We start from the raw sequence: 18,726 nt of genomic DNA, 5'->3' as shown, positions 1-18,726 counted from the left end.
AAACGTGAGTGAGCTAAGCGATAAAGAAACTCTGCGTTATAGCCGCCATTTGTTGCTTAAAGAAGTTGGGCTTGAAGGGCAATTAGCACTTAAATCCTCAACGGTTGCAGTAGTGGGGGCTGGTGGTCTAGGTAGCCCAGCGCTTTTATATTTAGCCGCTGCAGGTATTGGAGCGCTTATTTTAATTGACGATGATGAGGTTGAGCTTTCAAACTTACAGCGCCAAGTGCTTTATAAAATAAATCACTTAGGACAAAGCAAGGTCGTCGCCGCGGGTAAAGTATTAGCGAGTCTTAATAATCAAATAAACATAGTAACGCATTGTCAAAAGCTAGATGAGAGTAATGCAGCTAACATGCTCAAAGGTGCTGACATCGTACTTGATTGCTCTGATAACTTTAGTACTCGCTATAGTGTTAACCGTTATTGTATTAGCAATAAAACACCGTTAATTTCGGGTGCTGCACTCGCAACCAAAGGGCAATTAATGGGCTTTGATTTTAGGCAAAGTGATAGCCCATGTTATGGCTGTGTTTTTCCACGGGGCGAAGCTACACCGGTTATCAATTGCAGTAACGCTGGGGTTATTAGCCCGTTACTTGGTGTAATAGGCTCTATGCAGGCGCAACTTACGCTCAACTTATTGCTGGGGCATGCAGAGGGAGGTGTGTTTATAACCTTTGATGCGCTCACTTTAAAACAACAGCACTTTAAAGTGATTAAAGATTCAGAGTGTAAAGAGTGTGGTAAATAAGTTTTTGAGGGGCTTGTGCCTTTTATTAAATGTAGCGTTAAAGAATTAAAAGCTGCGCTTTTCGCGTGAGCAAGCTTCACGCCTACAACATATCAAACTTTTGCACCAAGCTTGTTGACGCACAGCTTGCTGGCGTGACGAGCAAAGCTCGTAATTTCTATGCTTTGGTGTCTTCTCATTTACTCCTATTTGTGCAATAAGGTTTTAAGTGATTTATTCACAAAGAGGTTAAGAGGGCGCTGCGCTTTTCGCGTGAGCAGGCTTTGCGCCTACAAAAATAAAAAACCGCGTTTAAATAACGCGGTTTTTTGATTTCTAATTAACGATTTATTTTAGTCGTTAATTTTTGCAAACGCAGTACCTAAGCGAGTAACCACTTCTGGTAGTTGGTCATCCAGTATTTCAGCTTTATCAGCACCCCATGCTAGTACCACAGTAGAGCCTAACTTAAAGCGACCCATTTCTTCACCCTTTTTAAGCGTGATAGCGTTATCGCCAGTGGTTGGGTATTTCCAACTAAATACATCGCTACCTGCTGGTGGCGTGACAGTACCTGCCCAAATAGTTTCTATGCTGGCTACAATTGTTGCGCCAACAAGTACCATAGCAAGCGGACCAATCTCAGTTTCAAAAATTGCTACTACTCGTTCGTTACGTGCAAACAAGTTAGGCACGTTTTGCGCTGTAAGTGGGTTTACTGAAAATAAATCACCTGGCACGTAAATCATTTTGCTTAGTGTGCCATCAATTGGCATGTGAATACGGTGGTAATCTTTAGGCGCTAAATAAATAGTGGCAAACTTACCGCCTAAAAATGGTGTTGTATCATCTTGTGAGCCGCCTAGTAGCGCTTGTAAGCTGTAATCGTGACCTTTAGCTTGTATTAGCTGTCCGTCAACAATATCGCCTAGCTGGCTGATTGCGCCATCCACTGGATGAATGATTATATTGCTATCTTCTACCATTGGGCGCATGCCGTCTTTTAAAGGGCGAGTAAAAAATTCATTAAAGCTTTTATAATGAGCCGGATCTGGGTATTGGGCTTCGCTCATATCTACTTTATATTGCTTAATAAATAGTTTAATTAAAGTCGTTGTTAAAGCACCTGCTTTAGCTGCGGCTAATTTACCCACTACGCGTGAAATAAAGTGTTTTGGCATTGCGTACTGCATTGCGATTTTAAATTTGTCTAAACTCACAGTATTTATCCTAAATTATACGCGAGGCGCACGGGCGCCTGCACGGCCATCGGCCATTGTTTCTAAAATTCGGTGGTAGCTGTCAAAGCGCAATTGAGAAATTTTGCCATCTGCTACAGCTTCTTTAACTATACAGCCCGGATCGTTTAAATGTTTACAGTCTCTAAAGCGGCATCCGCCTATAAATTCTCTAAACTCTTTAAAGCACCAGGTTACACGCTCAACATCTAAATGCCATAAACCAAATTCGCGAATTCCTGGCGAGTCGATTAGGTTACCGCCACTTGGTAAATGGTGAAGGCGTGAAACAGTTGTTGTGTGCTGGCCTAGGCCGCTGTTTTCAGATACTTCTTTAGTTAATATTTCAGCGTTAGGTAATACAGTATTAACGAGGGTTGATTTACCCACACCACTTTGACCAACAAAAATGTTATTTTTACCAACAAGTACTTCTTTTAATTCATCAATACCATTACCCGATATATTACTAACAAGGAGTACTTGGTAATCAAGTTTACGATAGATATCGAGAACTTTTTGTATTTCGCTAAGACCTGCGTCATCAATTAAATCTATTTTATTGAGTACTAAAATTGGCTCAATACCCATATCTTCACAGGCTATTAAATAGCGGTCGATAATACTTGGGGTAAACTCAGGTAATACCGCCGATACCATGAGTATTTGATCAATGTTAGCCGCAATAACTTTTACGCCGTCGTAAAAGTCAGGGCGGGTAAGTTGCGAGCGACGCTCTTGCGTGGCTTCAATTACTCCGGCTAAATCACCTTCACTTACTTTGGCACGGCGAAACAATACCTCATCACCACACACTAAATTTGACACGGTACGTCGTATATTACAACGAAGTACATCGCCATTTTCAGTTTCGACATCGGCGTGTTGGCCAAAACGACTGATCACAATTGCGCTCTCGACCTGACCTAAATTATCGGTTTGCCACTCTTGCGCGCCTTTTTTAGCTGGTCTTGAGTCTGCGCTATTAATGCGCTTTTGGTGGTTGGCCTTGATCTGACGCGATTGGCCTTTACTTAATTTTTTCTGTTTTGCCACTGGAGGCCTATAACCTTAGTTAAATGTCGCTTTTCCTAAAAAAAGCTTTAGCTCGACGGTTGATGCTAATATGATATATCGAAATGCGTTGGATCTAAAGGAAAGCACCGCTTAGGTAATTATGACTATTAATAAATCAAATTTAATTTGGCTCGATCTTGAAATGACAGGACTCGAACCAGAGACCGATAAAATACTCGAAATTGCGACGGTTGTCACTGACGCAGACCTGAATATATTAGCCGAAGGGCCAACCATAGCTATTCATCAAAGTGATGAATTACTAAATGGTATGGACGAGTGGTGTACTACGCAGCATGGTAAGTCGGGTTTAACAGCGCGCTGTAAAGCAAGTACATTCGATGAAGAGTATGCCGTGGCACAAACGTTAGATTTTTTAAAACAGTGGGTGCCTGCAGGTGTATCACCAATGTGTGGTAATTCAATTGGGCAAGACCGCCGCTTTATGAATAAATACATGCGTGAACTTGAAGATTTTTTTCATTACCGCAATCTTGACGTGAGTACTATTAAAGAATTAGCACGTCGCTGGAAACCCGAAGTGCTTGCAAAAGTGAATAAAAAAGGCTCGCACCTTGCTTTGGATGACATTAAAGATTCGATTATGGAATTAAAAGTCTATAGAGAAAATTTCTTTAATTTGTAAAAAACACTTGCAAACACATCGGATTATTGTAGAATCCTGCCCCGCTCAAGACGATAACCCACGCGGGGTTAGTGTGTTTGAGTTGTTTTTATTGTGGTCGTTTTACATCCATAATTAAAATGCGGTACTAGCTCAGTTGCTAGAATGTTGAACGCGACCCGTCGCGCACCAACGTAAAATAACTGAAGAAATAAAAAATGCGGTACTAGCTCAGTTGCTAGAATGTTGAAAGCGACCTGTCGCGCACCAACGTAAAATAACTGAAGAAATAAAAAATGCGGTACTAGCTCAGTTGGTAGAGCGCGACCTTGCCAAGGTCGAGGTCACGAGTTCGAGCCTCGTGTACCGCTCCAATTTCGAACCAAAAGAAATTGTAGTGTTGAATGAAAATATAATGCGGTACTAGCTCAGTTGGTAGAGCGCGACCTTGCCAAGGTCGAGGTCACGAGTTCGAGCCTCGTGTACCGCTCCAATTTCTAACCAAAAGAAATTGTAGTGATAGTAAATTTAGTTATGCGGTACTAGCTCAGTTGGTAGAGCGCGACCTTGCCAAGGTCGAGGTCACGAGTTCGAGCCTCGTGTACCGCTCCAATCTTTTTATATCCTTTCAAAATCCTTTGTATTAAAAATCATAAATAAAATTATAATTTAAAATCTCTCTTATCTACTTTATTCTTTGTGCAATATTCAGCATTAAAGTTTTGGTTGTTAGAAGCTATGGTTTCTCGCGCGAGCTATGCGCCTACAATAAAGCTGTTGTACTTTGAAGTTATGAGGTATGAGTGAGGTACAGAGGAGTCAATACTTTGAAACCGAGAGCTTTTATTAAAATAGCTCCCCCTGAATAGTTGCTATAACTCGTCTAGAGCCACCAGAATCGCGATGTTCACCTAAATAAATACCTTGCCATGTACCTAACGCTAAATAACCATTTGAAATAGGAATACTTAACTCGCAGCCTAACGTACTGGTTTTTATGTGTGCAGGCATGTCGTCGTCACCTTCATAATCGTGGCGATAATAAGGCTGACGCTCAGGAACGAATTTATTGAAATGGCTCTCCATGTCCATACGAACAGTGGGGTCTGCATTTTCGTTTATTGTAAGGCTCGCTGAGGTATGCTGAATAAATAAGTGCAACAAGCCTATTTTGTAACTCGCCAGTTCAGGAAGCTGAGACAATATTTCGTCATCGATTATATGAAAACCTCGCGGGCGAGGCTTTAATGTAATTTGCTTTTGCTGCCAACTCATAATTTATCGAAACTAACTTCAATGTTTGCATTACCAGCATCACAGCTAAATGGCATGATGATTTTTTTACCTTGGCTTTTGTGAGTAATTGTATGACCCTTACCCGATACCACAATAGGCGTTGCCATATCAAAGTCGAAGCCTTTCTCGCCAAGTAAATTTTTAGCACCACCAGTTACCATGTTGGTTATTTCGCCAACCATATCGGTAACTTCTTCATCTATAGCATCAGGGCGTTCGCCAAGCATACGCTCCATGATGGTTAATGCTAGTTCTTCATCAAATGTAATTGAAAATGATCCTCGCGTTTGCGGGCCAACCATACCAATCAAACCTGATACATCACCACAGGCTATCTCATCAGTTTTAATGCGAGGTTTACCTGGCTTCAATTGAGTTTGAGCCATAGTGCTCAAAACATTAATTAAAGAAGATAAAAAAGGATTGATGAATTCTACATTCATAGTGGCTACTCTTAAATTTGTTCTGTGAAATGACTATATAGTTTGAGTATAGTCACTAAGGATAACTTTGAAGGATTATGATGCTCTGCAAGATTCACATTTACCATGTGCTTCTATTGTTTGCCCTGATACAACAAAGCCACCTTCGGCAGCTAAATTATTTAGCTCATGCGAAATTACACTCGAGTGTAATTCTTTGACAAAACCACAGGTATCGCAAATTAACAATTGTACTGGGTGTATATGATCAAAATGATGACACAGCATAAATGCATTTGTGCTTTCAATTTTATGAATAAAACCTAGCTCAGCTAAAAAGTCTAATGCACGATAAATAGTTGCAGGTTTAGCACCCGTTTCAGTTATTTTTAATTGCTCAAGTAAATCGTATGCACCAACACCACCTTGTGCGCTGGCTAATAGGCGAAATACTTTCTCGCGGATAGGCGTAAAACGCGCACCACGGTTGTCACAAACTTGTTTTGCTTTACTTACGAGTGATTCTATATTCATCATTACTCTTATCCTTATGCTACCGTGATATACTAACATACTGTGTTGTAGTTGCAGCGTTTTTATTAAGCGCTTTTTACCTAGGAAACCCAGTAATGCACGAACTATTAGCTATATTTATTTTCTTTTTTGCGGTTATTGACCCCATTGGTACTGTACCTGTATTTATTGCAGTCACACGTGGTGATGATGAGAAATTTAAACGCAAAGTTATATATAAAGCGGTAGGCGTATCTGCATTAGTGCTCTTATTTTTTGTACTTGCAGGTGAGCAATTACTTAACGCAATTGAAATTCCGCTTTCGGCTTTTCAAATAGCCGGCGGTATCATATTACTTATTTTTGCGCTCTCAATGATATTTGGTGAAAGTAAACCAGAAGCCGAAATTAAAAGTGTACGCGACAGCACTGAAACCGCTATTTTTCCGCTTGCGATTCCCTCTATCGCGAGCCCTGGCGCTATGTTAGGCGCCGTATTAATGACTCGTAATGAAGAATATACTTGGGTTGAGCAGTTACTAACGTCTTCGATGATGCTTGCTGTATTGGCTGTTGTACTGGTTTTGTTACTGCTTGCAACGCATGTACATAAATTAATTGGTGACAGTGGTGCAAGTATAGTAAGTAGAATTATGGGGCTTATTTTAAGCTCGGTTGCGGTTACCAATATTTTAAATGGCATAGCCCATTATTTTGGCTTGCAGGTTTTCTCTTAACATTGATGCTCGCTAGGCTTTTGTGTAAAATGCAGCGCCTTTTAAGCTGTGCTTAATAACTTTAATACCCTGAGGTTTGCTTTGAATAAATGTACTTTGGATAGACGCTTTTCTGTGGCCCCAATGCTTGATGGTAACGACTAACCGTCTATATTTGACTCAATGCTATGATTTATAAGGGCTTTAATCTCTAGTTAGAAATTGGCTGTCTTCCTATTGTCTTCCCATCTTAATGAAATAATCGTAAATATCCAGAAATAATTGTTGTAACTTTTCAGGATGCTAAGCGAATAATATACAGTTATCCTATAGGGATAATAATTTGTGGGATTATAAGAATATATAGTCCAAGAAGGTAGCTGTGGAAAAAGTTGAGCTTATCAATAAGGCTGTTAGTTGACGAGATTAGAACATCCCTGTTCGATGATACCCTGTTACATTTTATGCGATCAGCTTATTGATATTTGTGGAATGATCTCTAACAACTCAATCAAACTTTATTTGTATTTTAGGCTGTTGTAAGTAGAGGCTCTATCTTTCAGCTCTTCCTTAGCCTTTTTGCGGCGAGCGTCCAACAACTCTACCAAATCATCAATATGCACAAGTAGGGGAGCTTTTTGGCTATCCATAATTTTAAAAACATTTAATGCCAACTCACCTGACTTGATCTTCTTCACAGTTATGTCATAGCTAAATGGGAAATACTGTTCAGTGACATCCGCTAGATGAATAATACAGCTGCCAAATTGTTCAAGTAGTCCTAAGCGAGTAGTGACCATATTACTTACCTCTTTGTTGTGTTTACGGTTACGGCGATTTTCGATTAGAGTGGATAATCCAAATAAGCTAAGCTTTCTATTTGAAGAGCTTTGCAAAATCAAAAGTTTTGGGTTGTCGCTAAGCATCTTTTCAAACTTAGATTTATTACTATCTCCAAAATATTTTTGGCGAATATCATCTGCTGATATTTCATCTGTACCATATTCGTTAAAAAGTAGATTAAGTGTTTTCAGTGGATTACTCCGTCTCAATTTTAATATCTAAGAGATAATGTGCTGAATTAATACAATCTGTTATTATATACTGAGTTTTTTTGAGCAAATTATTTTATGGCAGAAAATACAAGTGATTCAGCACTGATATACACCGGAAAAAGTGAAGTATATGAAGGGCGAAAATGTAAAATATGTGGTTGCACGTTAAAAATTAGAAAGAGAGGTTGTCATGATTGCTATTTACTTGCCCGTTTAAATGCTCGGCCATTGGCAGACCTTAAAAAAGAAAATACAGCTAGGCGAAATAAAGCTATAGCGGGGGGCTATAAAACTTATAAGTCGGCGTATCGATGTGATAAGTGCATTCGTTTAATGGACGATATCCCTGAAGATAAAATAGACGTGATTAGAAAAAAGTTTAAAAACAAGAAAGATGAAGAGGCAAGGTTAGGGTGGTATCGATTCTCGGCCAACAACTATTGCACAGATTGTAACGTGATCGACTATCGAGCTAAGCAGTTTTACTTTCAACATCCTAAAAATCCAGAATTCAATAAAAATGGAGAGAAGGTTGTTTGGACTGAGATACCGATTCCTGAAGCTGGCAGCTTTAATGAGGTGCTCGTGGAAGCATTTCGTCCAGGAGCAAGAGAGGGGCTCAAGTACGTCAGAGACTATTTTGAAAAACAGACTGACGAAATAAGAAGGTCTGCTAAAAAAACCGCTATAAAAAAGGTTTACATAGCTAACGGCGGTTATAGACGATAAGTTAAGTGTTGTTTTACTTAATTTTTTTAGCGTGTTTGATAAGCCTAATTAAAATGATGCTCAGCACAGCAGCTGGTAATAGCCATATAAAATCACTCATCTTAAACTCTCAATATTTGAAGTAGTACTTCAACCTTAATGATTTTGATGTGTTTTGCAAATTTAAGTCGTTTATCTATTACCTTTCAATTTTTCTCCTGACTTATGCCTAGTTAGTTTTAGGACAAATAACTAGGAAAAATAATGAAAGATCGAAAATCACCGTTTATACGCCAATATGTACGCGCTAGTAGATCACCGTGGGATGACAGTTCTACAATTTTGCTATTAGCTGATGTAGTTGATAAGCAAACACTAGAGATGGGCTTCACAAACTACATTTATCTACACCGAGATAGCGTGGGGAGTGTTTTGGGTATTAGTATTTCTCAACAGTTGTTAGCTGCTAACCCTGAGTTCTCGGAGAGGTATTTGGAAGGTATTGAGATGTATGCTTTTTTACTCATACATATTGAAGAAATAACAAAATTTTGTGGGTTGTTTACTGCAGAATTTGAGCAACTATTTATGCTAAAACCGAATGAGTATTTTGCAGCTACAGAGTGCCATTGGTTAGATATATTAGAAAATACCTAAAAACCTTTAGCGAACCACGTGGTTCGCTTTTTTATTTCCCTGCAACGCTACTAGTTATATGTATAGAACCAAAAATAAGTTACACACTGCATGTTCATTACTCCAAAAAATTGCACCGAGCCTGGCGCTAAACAGGCTTACCTACCTGAAGAGCCTTTGTGGTGATTCACTGCATTTAAATGAATATTCATACTCTGTATGACGTACAGGGTTATGTAGGGAGAAAACAATATAGCGATTGTTTTGGCGGCAAGGCCCGAATGCGCGGTCTTAGTTACCTAATGTAGACAGGTTAAAAATAAAAAGGAGTGAATAATATTCACTCCTTTTTTACATTCAAATTTTATCGTTTTGATATTCTATGCGAAATATCAACAATGCCTCTTAGTTGTGCATACCTAATTAAAATAGGTCATATACATAAGAGATATTATGAAAAATAAACCAATAAAATGGCAGTTCGGGGTGATAGTTCGAACACTCTCAGATGTGTGCTCCATAAGCGGCTACACATTTGCGTTATCGGGTTGGCTTCATTACAAAAAGGTCTGTGATATACCATTAATTACAGATATGGCAGCTAACTCGTATGTACTGTTGATTTTAGCGTGTTACGCAAGCCATTTGACATTGGATATTATTGCGCAGTGGTCTAATCGCCATTAACTTCTAGAGCATCATTTTGATGCTCTTTTTTATGAATAGAATAGGGCGGTAATTTCATCGCAAAATTTAGTGCGATACACAATGGCGGATTGTAATAGTGCAACATCATTCTGAGTCATGAATGGTTGTTGGGTCTTTTTGTTTGTTCGTGCGGGGAGCTCTGTGTATAGCTGAGTGTGTAATCTTTTTATATCATCAAATATTTGCGTAGATTGTGAAAATATAAATACCTGTTGGTAGTGGCCTGCTTTAAGTGAGGCGAGGTATTTGAGCAGTATAGTCTGACGTGTCGATTTACTTTTAAATGAGTTTTCAATTTCGATAGCAACGACGGTTCTATCTGGTAATACGGCCACACCGTCTACAATTCGCGAACTGCTTTGATTATAAAGTCGTTTAAATTCTGGCTCAGATAAAAATCCTGTCCATAGCGGCCTGTAAATGCCGTCTGAGGTATGGTTATGTAATCCGCGAAGGGCAACAAATGTATTCATCAGGTCGTGCATTATGTGGTTGTGGTTAACCTGCAGTGCGGGGTTTAATTTTGAGCGAAAGTAATAATCGATACTGGTTTGTTCTTGTGCGTATTTAGCTCCTGAGTAGCTAGGAATATAAACCCGCCCATCGGGGCTTCTATGTGTAGGGACCATCGTTAACAGCTCTTCGTCTACTAACTTATTTAAATGGGCAAGTGCTTGAGGTTGACTTATATTATAGAGCCAGCGAATAATCACTGGCGCGACAATAGAAAACCTGACCGCAATAAGAACTGTTAGAGCAGTACGGTTTATACCCTTTTGATAGTTGTTAGCACCTACGTTATATCGCATATCAATGTCAAAATAGCGGGCGTATTGGTGAGTATAGTCGTTATCTTTTTGCATTCGTGTTCACTAAATCAGGAGTCATAATTTATATAACTCCCGAGTATGCGAAATTGACTGCTTATTTAGCGCGAACCATCAAAAATTGCCCATCGTTATATACATCACCAAACGCGATACTCATAAGCTTTTCACTACTGGCGCCGTTGCGTGATTTAGACTGCGCTATATCAACCACAGTCACTGCATTAGTACTCAGTTTTAAATCTTTTGCTGCAATGAGCACATTATCAACTGCACGCGCAATTTCAGTATGGCCTCGGTAGTTTTTGCCTGTTTTATCTGTATGGTGCAGTATCAAAATTGCCCTTCCTTCGTTTCGTAATGCATCAATACATTTGTTGTAGTAGTTCCAGTCGTTTTGATTGAGCTCCTCTGCGGATGTATACAGCGCGGATAGGTTATCGAAAATCACTACATCGGCCCATTCAATATCACTGGCGAGTGCATCAAAACCGTCAGGTGTTGCGAGGTCGGGCATTCCTCCTGGAATACTTTTTCTATGAATTACTCTAAATAATTGGTCACCAGGCCAAGCGCCTATCGCGTTAAAAATATTGGCAAAACGTGTTTGTATTTGATGCAAACCTAATTCAGCATCAATATACAAAACTTTTTTAGCTTCGCACGGCTCATTACCAAAACTAGTAGTGCCAGCAGCAACACACGCTGCGATATACTGAGATATATAGGTTTTTCCAGAGCCAGCTCCGGCAGCAAGCAGTGTAGCCTCTCCGGCTGTTAATATTGAAGGTACAATGATGCATGGTTGAGGAATATCGGCCTGAACAATACTAAGCACGCTATCGGCTTGTCTTAATTGATGTAATGGATTAGGTGTGTTTGTTGATTCAGTGTTTGGTGAAAATTGTTGGGTATGTTTTTGGTCATTCATATTAATAAACTCCTATGAGATTGCGATATTTCGGAATTTCTAAATAGGATGTCGAAGAACGAACTAATTGCGTTTTATGTAAAATTATCCAATTTATTTTTTATTTTTATTAGGCGTGTTTTTGAACGTAGAAAATTTGTGTGAATTAAACCTATAAAGTAAGACCCCCTCTTAAAGAGGGGTCTTACTTTATAGGTTATTCTTTATTTCAATTAGGCAAAAATATTACTGTATTCATTGCAAGCCGTTGCGCGTTTGCTCTTTTAATGAAACAAGGGATGAAACCATTAAAGAGAAGCCGCTTTCAGCGGATGGCCTCGTCGCTTCGCTAGTCAACCATTGGGCCTAAAACGCACGCCAGCTCTGATGTTGCTCCGCAACGAGCTGACTCAACGCGCTATCGCGCTAGCGTTGTAGACCCTGCGCGAATGCACCTCGCTACGCTCTGTACCAACCGCCATACCGCCGCTACAGACAATGCGATGGGTGCCCCATTATCCGCATTTTTCTTCGCTTTTATTTTCTGACGAAAATAGATGGTTCGATATCAATTTGTGCCAAATTTTAATCGAATTTCGCTGATGCGAAACACTATCGCGGTTGGTACAGACCAGCTGTACATTCGCGCAACTCCATGTGTCCTAAGCTTCGCTTATGCCACATTACGCGCTTGCTGGCCTCATTCTGAGGCGCTATTTTTTCAGTTTTTCGTGCCGAAAAATGCGTTTTATAAGAGCGTCTTTTAGACAAAAGCGCCTTCAAATAAACTTATTAATGAACTTTTTAGATAAAGAGGAGAGGGTTTTTACTAAAAAAATTAAGTGAAAATAGAAGAAAAGTGAATGCCTTATTCAAACTGTTTGTTGCTGAGCTGCGCAGTCAAACAGTTTGTTTTTTATCACGAAATCATTAAATTTGATAGCATAAATTAATAATTAAGAAGGTTTAAAAAATGAAAAACGACGCTAATGATATTGCTATTAATCCCTCAACAGGATTACCTATCACAAATGCGAGCGCTAATATGGTTGATGTTGGTGGCAATGTGGTGGGCCAACCTGATAGGGTCATGACTGTTTATGAGATTGAAGAGTCGATAGCGGATTTAAACGATGATGGCTGCTTTGACTCATTTGATGACCGCTTTTAATGCCCGAGATATTGAAAGTAGTTAGCCGGTATCGAATAGAAATCGTATATTCGACCATTGTATTTGGTGGCTCAGCGGTACTTTCTTTCCTGTACCAATCAACTCAAAATTTTGCTTGGTTTATCGCTCTAACTTTGTTTTGCACTAAAATGGCTATTGGCATAATTAACTATGAGCAATATCGCCAGAGAAATAACCAAAGCGTGAAGATGATGCTCAAATATTTGTTATTTAAATTTGTATAAAACCCGTTTATTTGTCCTAAACGCAAAGCGCCCTGATTTTATCAAGGCGCTTTTTTAGTTTTATAAACTTACTTAATTATTTTAATTTTCCCCATATTTCCCGCTAAACTCCCTACAATTTATTTTTTAATTTAACTTATATCTGCCACTCTAATTTCATGGGAAGTTTGTTTTGACTTTAAGTTCATTCTAGCAAGTGGCCCAATTGCGCTGGTTAAGTTGAACTTGCCTTCAAATTTGTAGTGAGTAAATTACAAAATGAAACTGATATGGTGTAGTTTTAACTTATTTAGATTTTACCAATGTAGATCGATGTATAAAGGATACTGATGTTTAAAGACGCAAAGAAGCTCATACAGAATAGTATTTATGATAAAGCGTTAAATTCACTTGATGTAACAACCAAAACAAAAAATGTCATCAAAAGCCATATGACTTGGTTTGATAGCTTTAAAACAGTTGGAGATATTTATCGTTTTTTAAAAAGCAACGCAGACTCAGATTCAGGGAAACGGTTAAGTAGTGAGCTTGAACGAAGTCATATCCCTAATTATGAGTCCTTACTGAGTGAGTTTGAAACCCAATTTAAATCAGAATTAATGCTAGTAACACAGTTCGCTGATTTTAAAGTCGGACAGTCTTATATGTCTCGTGAGCTTTTAATACCTATTGGTAAGTATGACACTCGTTTGGGTGGGATACAGTTACACGAAAGCGAAGGCGATTTAAAAGAAATAGTTATTAAAGCTACCTTAAATGATGGCAAATACCCTAATGAGTGGTTATCAAAGGGGAAGCTATTAAAATATTACATGAAAAGCATATCGGGCGTATTTAAAGAGTCCTACAAAGATAATGCTGCAATAATCAATTCAATTGATATACCAATACATGCGTTTGTACGCGAGAGCGCATCTGACAACTTATTTAAGTATTATGGTATTTTTAAATACCTAAGTCATGTAACGGAAGATGATTCAGGAAAATGGTTTACGTTGGAAAGTGCGAGCAACAACAGTGTTTTATCTACAAATGATATCTTCAATGCGCTTACCCAGGCTGTTAGTAAATCTAAGCATGATTCGCCACAAGCAAGACAGAAAAGGTTATTAAAAGCACCTAAAAAGCCAAGAAAGAGATTGGTAGTGACACCTGTGTATGACAGAAATCCTGATGTGATTGTTGAAGTTTTGGAGCGTGCAGGCAGTAAATGCGAAAAGTGTTTGAATGATGCACCTTTTAAAAAAAGAAAAGATGGAATGCCATATCTAGAGGTTCATCATGTTGTGCGCTTAGCTGATGGTGGAGATGATACAGTTGAAAACGCAATTGCCCTTTGCCCCAACTGCCATAGAGAAAGTCATTATGGTTAATTACAGTTTTTGTTTAAAAGGATTTGTTATGAAGAAGGTTATTTTAACATTCATCACTATTTTGTAGTTACCGACATTAGCTGATTATCCATCGAGTTTTTCTAACGCTAAGAGCAAAGCAGAAAAGTATGTTTATCATGACAGAAATACGACGTTCTATTGTCAGTGTGACTTTGTCTTTGATGACATAGCCGATGTTGATAATGATGGTGATGTTAAAGAAACAAAAGTTAATCCTCTTAGCTGTGGCTATAGTCCGCGTAACCCGATTACATCTTCAGGCAAAGAGAATAAACGTGCATCACGTATTGAGTGGGAACATGTAATGCCAGCTCATTTAATGGGTGGTAATTTAGAGCAATGGCAAAATCCCAAAGCATTCAGCGAATGTAAGAGGTCAAATGGTAAATATCTGTCAGGCCGAGACTGTGCTTATAAATTGGTACCTTCATTTAAAAAGGCTCACAATGATATGAATAACCTAACACCAACAATAGGTGAGCTCAATGGAGATAGATCAAACTTTAGCTTTGCTTTTATTGAAGGTGAAAAGAGAGCATACGGGCAATGTGATTTTGAAGTTGATTTTGCTTCAGACTTAGCTGAGCCAGCAGACTTTGTTAAAGGTAATATAGCTCGCATTTATTTTCATATGGTTAAAGAGCATGGTGCAATTATTTCAGATGAAGAAATGGTTATGATGAATTCGTGGGATAAAGCTGATCCAGTTGATGAGTGGGAGTGTGAGAGAAATATGCGAATAGAAGCGGAGCAGGGGATGGCTAATAGCTATGTGTCTAAAGCTTGTGATTAAGGCATATCCAATAGGCTGCTATGAGCGATAACCGGACACTGAAAAAGTTAAATTTATTCCTGTGTTTTGAGTAGAAATCTAATTTTGTCCAATAACATTATTAAACGCCGTTTTGGGGCAAAATAACATGCTTAATTTCTAGCTGTTTTAATTACTTGTTTACAAAGGTAATTATTGGTGAAATTATCATGGTATGTAATATACGCCGTTTTGTTGTTTTATAAGCTGTTAGCTTACAAGGAATATTATGAGTACTTTAGATCATTTAACTAATTGGGACATTGAGTTGGTTAAGAAAGTAGTTGATCACTTAAATGAATTCGGAATTGTATCGGATGAAGATGGTTATGGTTTTCCATCTACATGGATTGAAAGGTGGTCAGATGCGTGTACAGACTATTTAAAAATACATGGTTATAAAGGTGGACCCTTATCTGATATTGGTGAATTCTTTAGTGGGTATGGTGCAGTATATGGTTTATATAATACAACTGGAATTAGTTATAAGTCTGCAGGTGAATACATCACCAAATTAGCAACTAGCAACATGCAAGTCAATCGGACGACTAACACTGTTGCCTTATTTGCTAAAAAACAGCGCAAGTACGCTGCAGTTCCTTGCGGCGTTATCACTGTCCGCTCATGGCACTGAGCCCAACTTCGGCTAAGAGCGATTAGCGGTCAGTCGAGCCATCTCAATCTTAAAGTATCTTTGAACAGATAGCTCTAGATATGACGATGGCTGATTTTAATATATAGCGAACATCTTACGCGCATACTTCAAGCTTTAATCTCTTCGGGTTTAATTCCCCGCCGCTTGCGGCGTAAAGGTTTTTGACCTCATGCTAATTAAGATACCCCTCTTCGCGAAGCGAGTTTGAACCTAAGCGAAAAGCCTTGGCGCGGGGTAGTTCATTGCGCCAAGGTTCTCCTCTCCCATCGAAACATAATAATTACTTATACAGAGACGCGACTATGACATCGGTTCATCGAAATACTTATGAGTTTCTTTATATGCAGGTCTCTGTTGGATTCTAGAAATATATGCAGCTACCTTAGGTGATGGGGCAAGCATTCCAAAAGTAACCGCAGAATCTAGCAGTCCGCCGAAAACGATGTCTGCTGCTGTAAACTCATCTCCTAAAGCCCAACCACTTTGGGGAGTCATCGCTTCGATAGTCGCTACTACTCGCGTTTTATCACCCCACCCAGCTGTTGCTGAATTAGGATGCTCGATGTTTGAAGCCGCCAAGGTTAATGCCGGCTCAATGGTATTTCCAGCAATGAATAGGTATCGATAATATTTCGCTCTTTGATTAGACCCAATAGCAGGGGCGAGCTTCTTATCCAAATATTTATCAGAAAGATACGCACATATCGCAGCTGTTTCTGTAATAACGCTTTCGCCATCTACCAGTGTTGGCAATTTACCCATTGGATTGATAGTTTGCAGATCGCGCAATTCAGGTGAATCTTCAGAAAAATTAATATTGATTTGTTCATGTTGTACGTCTAGCTCTTTTAACATCCAATCAGTTGTAACTGATCTGCTCATTGAATTGTAATAGTGCTTCATCTTGTAATGTTCCTTTCTGTATAAGTTCAATTGTCAAAATACGGGTGAAATTGGTTAAGTGCTTCTAAAAAGTTTAGACTCTAGCCACTGATCTGAAGTATATTTATAAATATGTCACTTACTGGCACATTAAATTATGGCGAAGACAAATTTTAAAGATCGTGTTGCAAGGCGAAGTCGTTTGCTTGGGATGCTTCGTTCTGAACAACATTGGACAACATCTGATTTACGAGAACACTTAGATGTTAGTCAACGAACCTTGATGCGCGAGTTGGCAAGCTTAAAAGAAGAGGGATACCCAATCGAGTCAGATAGAGGTCGGGGAGGAGGTGTTCGTTTAGCAGGTCGATGGGGTATTGAGCGGCTAATGTTAAGCCATAAGGAGGTGATTGAATTATTACTGGCGCTCTCAATTGTTGAATCACTAAATTTACCCTTCATGACAAACAATTTGGAAGTAATCAAGCAGAAGTTATATCAAGCATTTCCTGCAAATCAGCGTTCTAGAGTAAGCAGAATTCGAAAACGGATATTTGTAAGCACACATGTTAGGAGCACTGCACCGTATCAATCATCAGATGATCACATTGATATATCACAGACTATATGTGAATCCTTTCTGGAGCAACGTTGTTTAAATATTAATTATATTTCGGAAAACAAGAGATGCTCTTCGAGAACTATAGAGTCTCATTATCTTATGCTCGCTTGGCCTGTTTGGTACATTGTTGCTTGGGATCACCTTAGAAATGCACCTAGAATCTTTCGTATAGATAGGATAAAAAATGCTGAAATAGCATCAAAGAGTTTTAAACTTCGACCGGAATTAATTGCGAACGACCCCTATGCCCATCATTTCTCATCAATTTAATCTGTTTTAATGTATTAAGTAAATGTCTGCTATTGGCACAAAGCGGAATATTTTGAGCTAAAGTTTATTCAGTAAAAGCGAGACGTTCATTTATCAGATTTTGCATATTAGATGAATGTTCTGGTCTAATTCTATTCAATACTTGGTTTATCTAACCTAACTCAATCACAATCTATGATTGGAATATCTGACCAACGGGTTGTGTAATGGGGCGATAAAAAAGCTCGTTTCATGCTCCATGATTTTGTGAGCATTTCACTTCCTAAAGATAAAGTGCCAACACCATAACGTTTATTTATAGCATCTAAGCACGCCATTACTTCTGGGTTATCTTTACTCACAGAAAACATATCTGCTTGTTGAAATAACTCACTTTTTAATTCTATTGCGCCAATACCGCAGCGATAAAAGCGCGTGTTAGCCTTATAAATATCATCAATAACATCTGAAACAGCACTGGCTATAACACTGGTATCTGATGTAGGTATAGGAAAATCATAGAGCAATGATTTCTTATAATACAGGTCTTCGTGTGGCGAGCTTGCAGCGAATGTAACAAGTCGTTTTGCTAATGATTGTTGCTTTCTTAGTTTACGACCTACAATTGCTGCGTGTGTTACAAGGGCTGATTTTAATGTATTTAAATCACTTACTCTTTCTCCGAAACTTCTCGTCGAGTAGATTTCTTTTTTATTCTGTTTTACTTCATCCCAACTTAAACAAGCGATGCCATTGAGTTCACTTATAGTCCTCTCAACAACAACGCTAAACATACGACGCATTTCTTTTGGGTTTTGATTCGCTAAATCCCATGCACTTTTAATCCCCATTACCTTAAGTTTTCTACCGAGTCGAGAGCCAATACCCCAAACATCAGTAACATCCATACGCATAAGGACTTCTTGGCGTGAGATATCATCATTAATAACAGCAACCCCGTTATAACCAGAGAGTTTTTTCGCCGCATGGTTGGCTGCTTTAGCTAACGTAGGCGTAATACCAAAGCCTACACCAACAGGTAATCCAGTTTCGCGCCATACAGCTCGTCGTATTGTGTGTCCGTAATCAGCCCAGTGATTAATAATTCTAGAAAAACCAGTAAAACGTAAAAATGACTCATCAATACTATAAACATAATGGTCATCACAAAAACGATTAATGACCGTCATCATTCTCTCACTCAAATCAGCGTAGAGTTCATAATTTGAAGAG

The 18,726-nt window shown here is 38.8% G+C and carries 19 protein-coding genes, 3 tRNA genes and 1 pseudogene; 13 read left to right on the top strand and 10 right to left on the bottom strand.

Annotated features, from left to right (window positions below; all coding sequences use genetic code 11):
• The first annotated feature begins 4 nt into the window (after positions 1 to 4).
• A complete protein-coding gene (locus H5118_RS17965; RefSeq protein WP_182749629.1) occupies positions 5 to 754 on the top strand; it encodes a HesA/MoeB/ThiF family protein in 750 nt (249 codons plus the stop codon).
• A gap of 332 nt (positions 755 to 1,086) precedes the next feature.
• Here the strand turns inward: H5118_RS17965 and asd are convergent, their stop codons facing one another.
• Positions 1,087 to 1,953: an archaetidylserine decarboxylase gene (gene asd / locus H5118_RS17960; protein WP_004336058.1), complete on the bottom strand. Its 867-nt coding sequence runs from the start codon at positions 1,951 to 1,953 to the stop codon at positions 1,087 to 1,089.
• Between the two features lie 15 nt (positions 1,954 to 1,968).
• Positions 1,969 to 3,027 (bottom strand): small ribosomal subunit biogenesis GTPase RsgA, encoded by a 1,059-nt coding sequence (gene rsgA / locus H5118_RS17955; protein WP_004336055.1) that lies wholly within the window; start codon positions 3,025 to 3,027, stop codon positions 1,969 to 1,971.
• 121 nt (positions 3,028 to 3,148) lie between these two features.
• On the opposite strand from rsgA, the gene orn reads away from it, so the two are divergent.
• From orn to H5118_RS17935, 4 genes are all read left to right on the top strand, one after another.
• A complete protein-coding gene (orn, locus tag H5118_RS17950) occupies positions 3,149 to 3,694 on the top strand; it encodes an oligoribonuclease (protein ID WP_004336052.1) in 546 nt (181 codons plus the stop codon).
• A 277-nt stretch (positions 3,695 to 3,971) separates the two neighbouring features.
• Positions 3,972 to 4,047, top strand: a tRNA-Gly gene (locus H5118_RS17945).
• Between the two features lie 43 nt (positions 4,048 to 4,090).
• A tRNA-Gly gene (locus tag H5118_RS17940) sits at positions 4,091 to 4,166 on the top strand.
• Between the two features lie 43 nt (positions 4,167 to 4,209).
• Positions 4,210 to 4,285 (top strand) — tRNA-Gly (locus tag H5118_RS17935).
• Between the two features lie 234 nt (positions 4,286 to 4,519).
• Here the strand turns inward: H5118_RS17935 and H5118_RS17930 are convergent.
• The 3 genes from H5118_RS17930 to H5118_RS17920 form a co-directional block, all read right to left on the bottom strand.
• Positions 4,520 to 4,948, bottom strand: coding sequence for a secondary thiamine-phosphate synthase enzyme YjbQ (locus H5118_RS17930; RefSeq protein WP_024589772.1), 429 nt, complete (start codon positions 4,946 to 4,948; stop codon positions 4,520 to 4,522).
• On the bottom strand, positions 4,945 to 5,412 hold the full coding sequence (locus tag H5118_RS17925) for a chemotaxis protein CheX (protein WP_024595807.1): 468 nt from the start codon (positions 5,410 to 5,412) through the stop codon (positions 4,945 to 4,947). Before H5118_RS17925 ends, H5118_RS17930 begins: the two co-directional genes overlap by 4 nt.
• A gap of 75 nt (positions 5,413 to 5,487) precedes the next feature.
• A complete protein-coding gene (locus H5118_RS17920; RefSeq protein ID WP_002957918.1) occupies positions 5,488 to 5,925 on the bottom strand; it encodes a transcriptional repressor in 438 nt (145 codons plus the stop codon).
• 95 nt (positions 5,926 to 6,020) lie between these two features.
• Here H5118_RS17920 and H5118_RS17915 point away from each other — a divergent pair, with 95 nt between their 5' ends.
• Complete coding sequence (locus tag H5118_RS17915) at positions 6,021 to 6,641, top strand: MarC family protein (protein WP_149602124.1); 621 nt, start codon at positions 6,021 to 6,023, stop codon at positions 6,639 to 6,641.
• A 497-nt stretch (positions 6,642 to 7,138) separates the two neighbouring features.
• Here the strand turns inward: H5118_RS17915 and H5118_RS17910 are convergent, their stop codons facing one another.
• Positions 7,139 to 7,672, bottom strand: coding sequence for a pyocin activator PrtN family protein (locus H5118_RS17910; protein WP_182749628.1), 534 nt, complete (start codon positions 7,670 to 7,672; stop codon positions 7,139 to 7,141).
• 78 nt (positions 7,673 to 7,750) lie between these two features.
• On the opposite strand from H5118_RS17910, the gene H5118_RS17905 reads away from it, so the two are divergent.
• Together H5118_RS17905 and H5118_RS17900 are read left to right on the top strand one after the other, a co-directional pair.
• The gene (locus H5118_RS17905) at positions 7,751 to 8,404 is read left to right on the top strand and encodes a hypothetical protein (RefSeq protein ID WP_182749627.1); all 654 of its coding nucleotides are present in this window, start codon (positions 7,751 to 7,753) and stop codon (positions 8,402 to 8,404) included.
• Positions 8,405 to 8,647: 243 nt separating this feature from the next.
• Positions 8,648 to 9,040 (top strand): hypothetical protein, encoded by a 393-nt coding sequence (locus H5118_RS17900; protein ID WP_182749626.1) that lies wholly within the window; start codon positions 8,648 to 8,650, stop codon positions 9,038 to 9,040.
• Positions 9,041 to 9,735: 695 nt separating this feature from the next.
• Here the strand turns inward: H5118_RS17900 and H5118_RS17895 are convergent.
• Together H5118_RS17895 and H5118_RS17890 are read right to left on the bottom strand one after the other, a co-directional pair.
• Positions 9,736 to 10,590, bottom strand: coding sequence for a hypothetical protein (locus tag H5118_RS17895; RefSeq protein ID WP_182749625.1), 855 nt, complete (start codon positions 10,588 to 10,590; stop codon positions 9,736 to 9,738).
• A gap of 61 nt (positions 10,591 to 10,651) precedes the next feature.
• The gene (locus H5118_RS17890; RefSeq protein ID WP_182749624.1) at positions 10,652 to 11,485 is read right to left on the bottom strand and encodes an AAA family ATPase; all 834 of its coding nucleotides are present in this window, start codon (positions 11,483 to 11,485) and stop codon (positions 10,652 to 10,654) included.
• Between the two features lie 952 nt (positions 11,486 to 12,437).
• Between H5118_RS17890 and H5118_RS17885 the strand changes: the two genes are divergently transcribed.
• The 4 genes and pseudogenes from H5118_RS17885 (at position 12,438) to H5118_RS17870 (ending at position 15,719) form a co-directional block, all read left to right on the top strand.
• Positions 12,438 to 12,635 carry a hypothetical protein gene (locus H5118_RS17885; protein ID WP_182749623.1) on the top strand — a complete coding sequence of 66 codons (198 nt, stop codon included), beginning with the start codon at positions 12,438 to 12,440 and terminating at the stop codon, positions 12,633 to 12,635.
• A 574-nt stretch (positions 12,636 to 13,209) separates the two neighbouring features.
• Positions 13,210 to 14,253, top strand: a complete 1,044-nt coding sequence (locus H5118_RS17880) for an HNH endonuclease signature motif containing protein (protein ID WP_220497274.1) — start codon at positions 13,210 to 13,212, stop codon at positions 14,251 to 14,253.
• Between the two features lie 127 nt (positions 14,254 to 14,380).
• Positions 14,381 to 15,067: pseudogene (locus H5118_RS17875) on the top strand (endonuclease); the annotation flags it as partial.
• A 247-nt stretch (positions 15,068 to 15,314) separates the two neighbouring features.
• Complete coding sequence (locus H5118_RS17870) at positions 15,315 to 15,719, top strand: hypothetical protein (protein ID WP_182749622.1); 405 nt, start codon at positions 15,315 to 15,317, stop codon at positions 15,717 to 15,719.
• 321 nt (positions 15,720 to 16,040) lie between these two features.
• Here H5118_RS17870 and H5118_RS17865 read toward each other — a convergent pair whose 3' ends face one another.
• Positions 16,041 to 16,643: a glutathione S-transferase family protein gene (locus H5118_RS17865; RefSeq protein ID WP_182734205.1), complete on the bottom strand. Its 603-nt coding sequence runs from the start codon at positions 16,641 to 16,643 to the stop codon at positions 16,041 to 16,043.
• A gap of 136 nt (positions 16,644 to 16,779) precedes the next feature.
• Between H5118_RS17865 and H5118_RS17860 the strand changes: the two genes are divergently transcribed.
• Complete coding sequence (locus tag H5118_RS17860; protein WP_182734203.1) at positions 16,780 to 17,514, top strand: YafY family protein; 735 nt, start codon at positions 16,780 to 16,782, stop codon at positions 17,512 to 17,514.
• Positions 17,515 to 17,675: 161 nt separating this feature from the next.
• Here the strand turns inward: H5118_RS17860 and H5118_RS17855 are convergent.
• On the bottom strand, positions 17,676 to 18,726 hold a 1,051-nt coding region (locus H5118_RS17855), incomplete at its 5' end, for a Y-family DNA polymerase (protein ID WP_259398001.1).

Origin of the sequence: Pseudoalteromonas sp. SR41-1, assembly GCF_014164015.1 — a bacterium.
Taxonomy (GTDB): Bacteria; Pseudomonadota; Gammaproteobacteria; order Enterobacterales; family Alteromonadaceae; genus Pseudoalteromonas; species Pseudoalteromonas distincta.
This window is presented reverse-complemented; position numbering and strand designations above follow the sequence as displayed.

Excerpts from the sequence above, each read along its gene's own strand:
- H5118_RS17885 (WP_182749623.1), top strand. The coding sequence starts at position 12,438 with ATGAAAAACGACGCTAATGATATTGCTATTAATCCCTCAACAGGATTA.
- H5118_RS17920 (WP_002957918.1), bottom strand. The coding sequence starts at position 5,925 with ATGAATATAGAATCACTCGTAAGTAAAGCAAAACAAGTTTGTGACAAC.
- H5118_RS17900 (WP_182749626.1), top strand. The coding sequence starts at position 8,648 with ATGAAAGATCGAAAATCACCGTTTATACGCCAATATGTACGCGCTAGT.
- H5118_RS17930 (WP_024589772.1), bottom strand. The coding sequence starts at position 4,948 with ATGAGTTGGCAGCAAAAGCAAATTACATTAAAGCCTCGCCCGCGAGGT.
- H5118_RS17880 (WP_220497274.1), top strand. The coding sequence starts at position 13,210 with ATGTTTAAAGACGCAAAGAAGCTCATACAGAATAGTATTTATGATAAA.
- H5118_RS17890 (WP_182749624.1), bottom strand. The coding sequence starts at position 11,485 with ATGAATGACCAAAAACATACCCAACAATTTTCACCAAACACTGAATCA.
- H5118_RS17905 (WP_182749627.1), top strand. The coding sequence starts at position 7,751 with ATGGCAGAAAATACAAGTGATTCAGCACTGATATACACCGGAAAAAGT.
- H5118_RS17915 (WP_149602124.1), top strand. The coding sequence starts at position 6,021 with ATGCACGAACTATTAGCTATATTTATTTTCTTTTTTGCGGTTATTGAC.
- orn (WP_004336052.1), top strand. The coding sequence starts at position 3,149 with ATGACTATTAATAAATCAAATTTAATTTGGCTCGATCTTGAAATGACA.
- H5118_RS17925 (WP_024595807.1), bottom strand. The coding sequence starts at position 5,412 with ATGAATGTAGAATTCATCAATCCTTTTTTATCTTCTTTAATTAATGTT.
- H5118_RS17870 (WP_182749622.1), top strand. The coding sequence starts at position 15,315 with ATGAGTACTTTAGATCATTTAACTAATTGGGACATTGAGTTGGTTAAG.
- H5118_RS17860 (WP_182734203.1), top strand. The coding sequence starts at position 16,780 with ATGGCGAAGACAAATTTTAAAGATCGTGTTGCAAGGCGAAGTCGTTTG.
- H5118_RS17865 (WP_182734205.1), bottom strand. The coding sequence starts at position 16,643 with ATGAAGCACTATTACAATTCAATGAGCAGATCAGTTACAACTGATTGG.
- H5118_RS17895 (WP_182749625.1), bottom strand. The coding sequence starts at position 10,590 with ATGCAAAAAGATAACGACTATACTCACCAATACGCCCGCTATTTTGAC.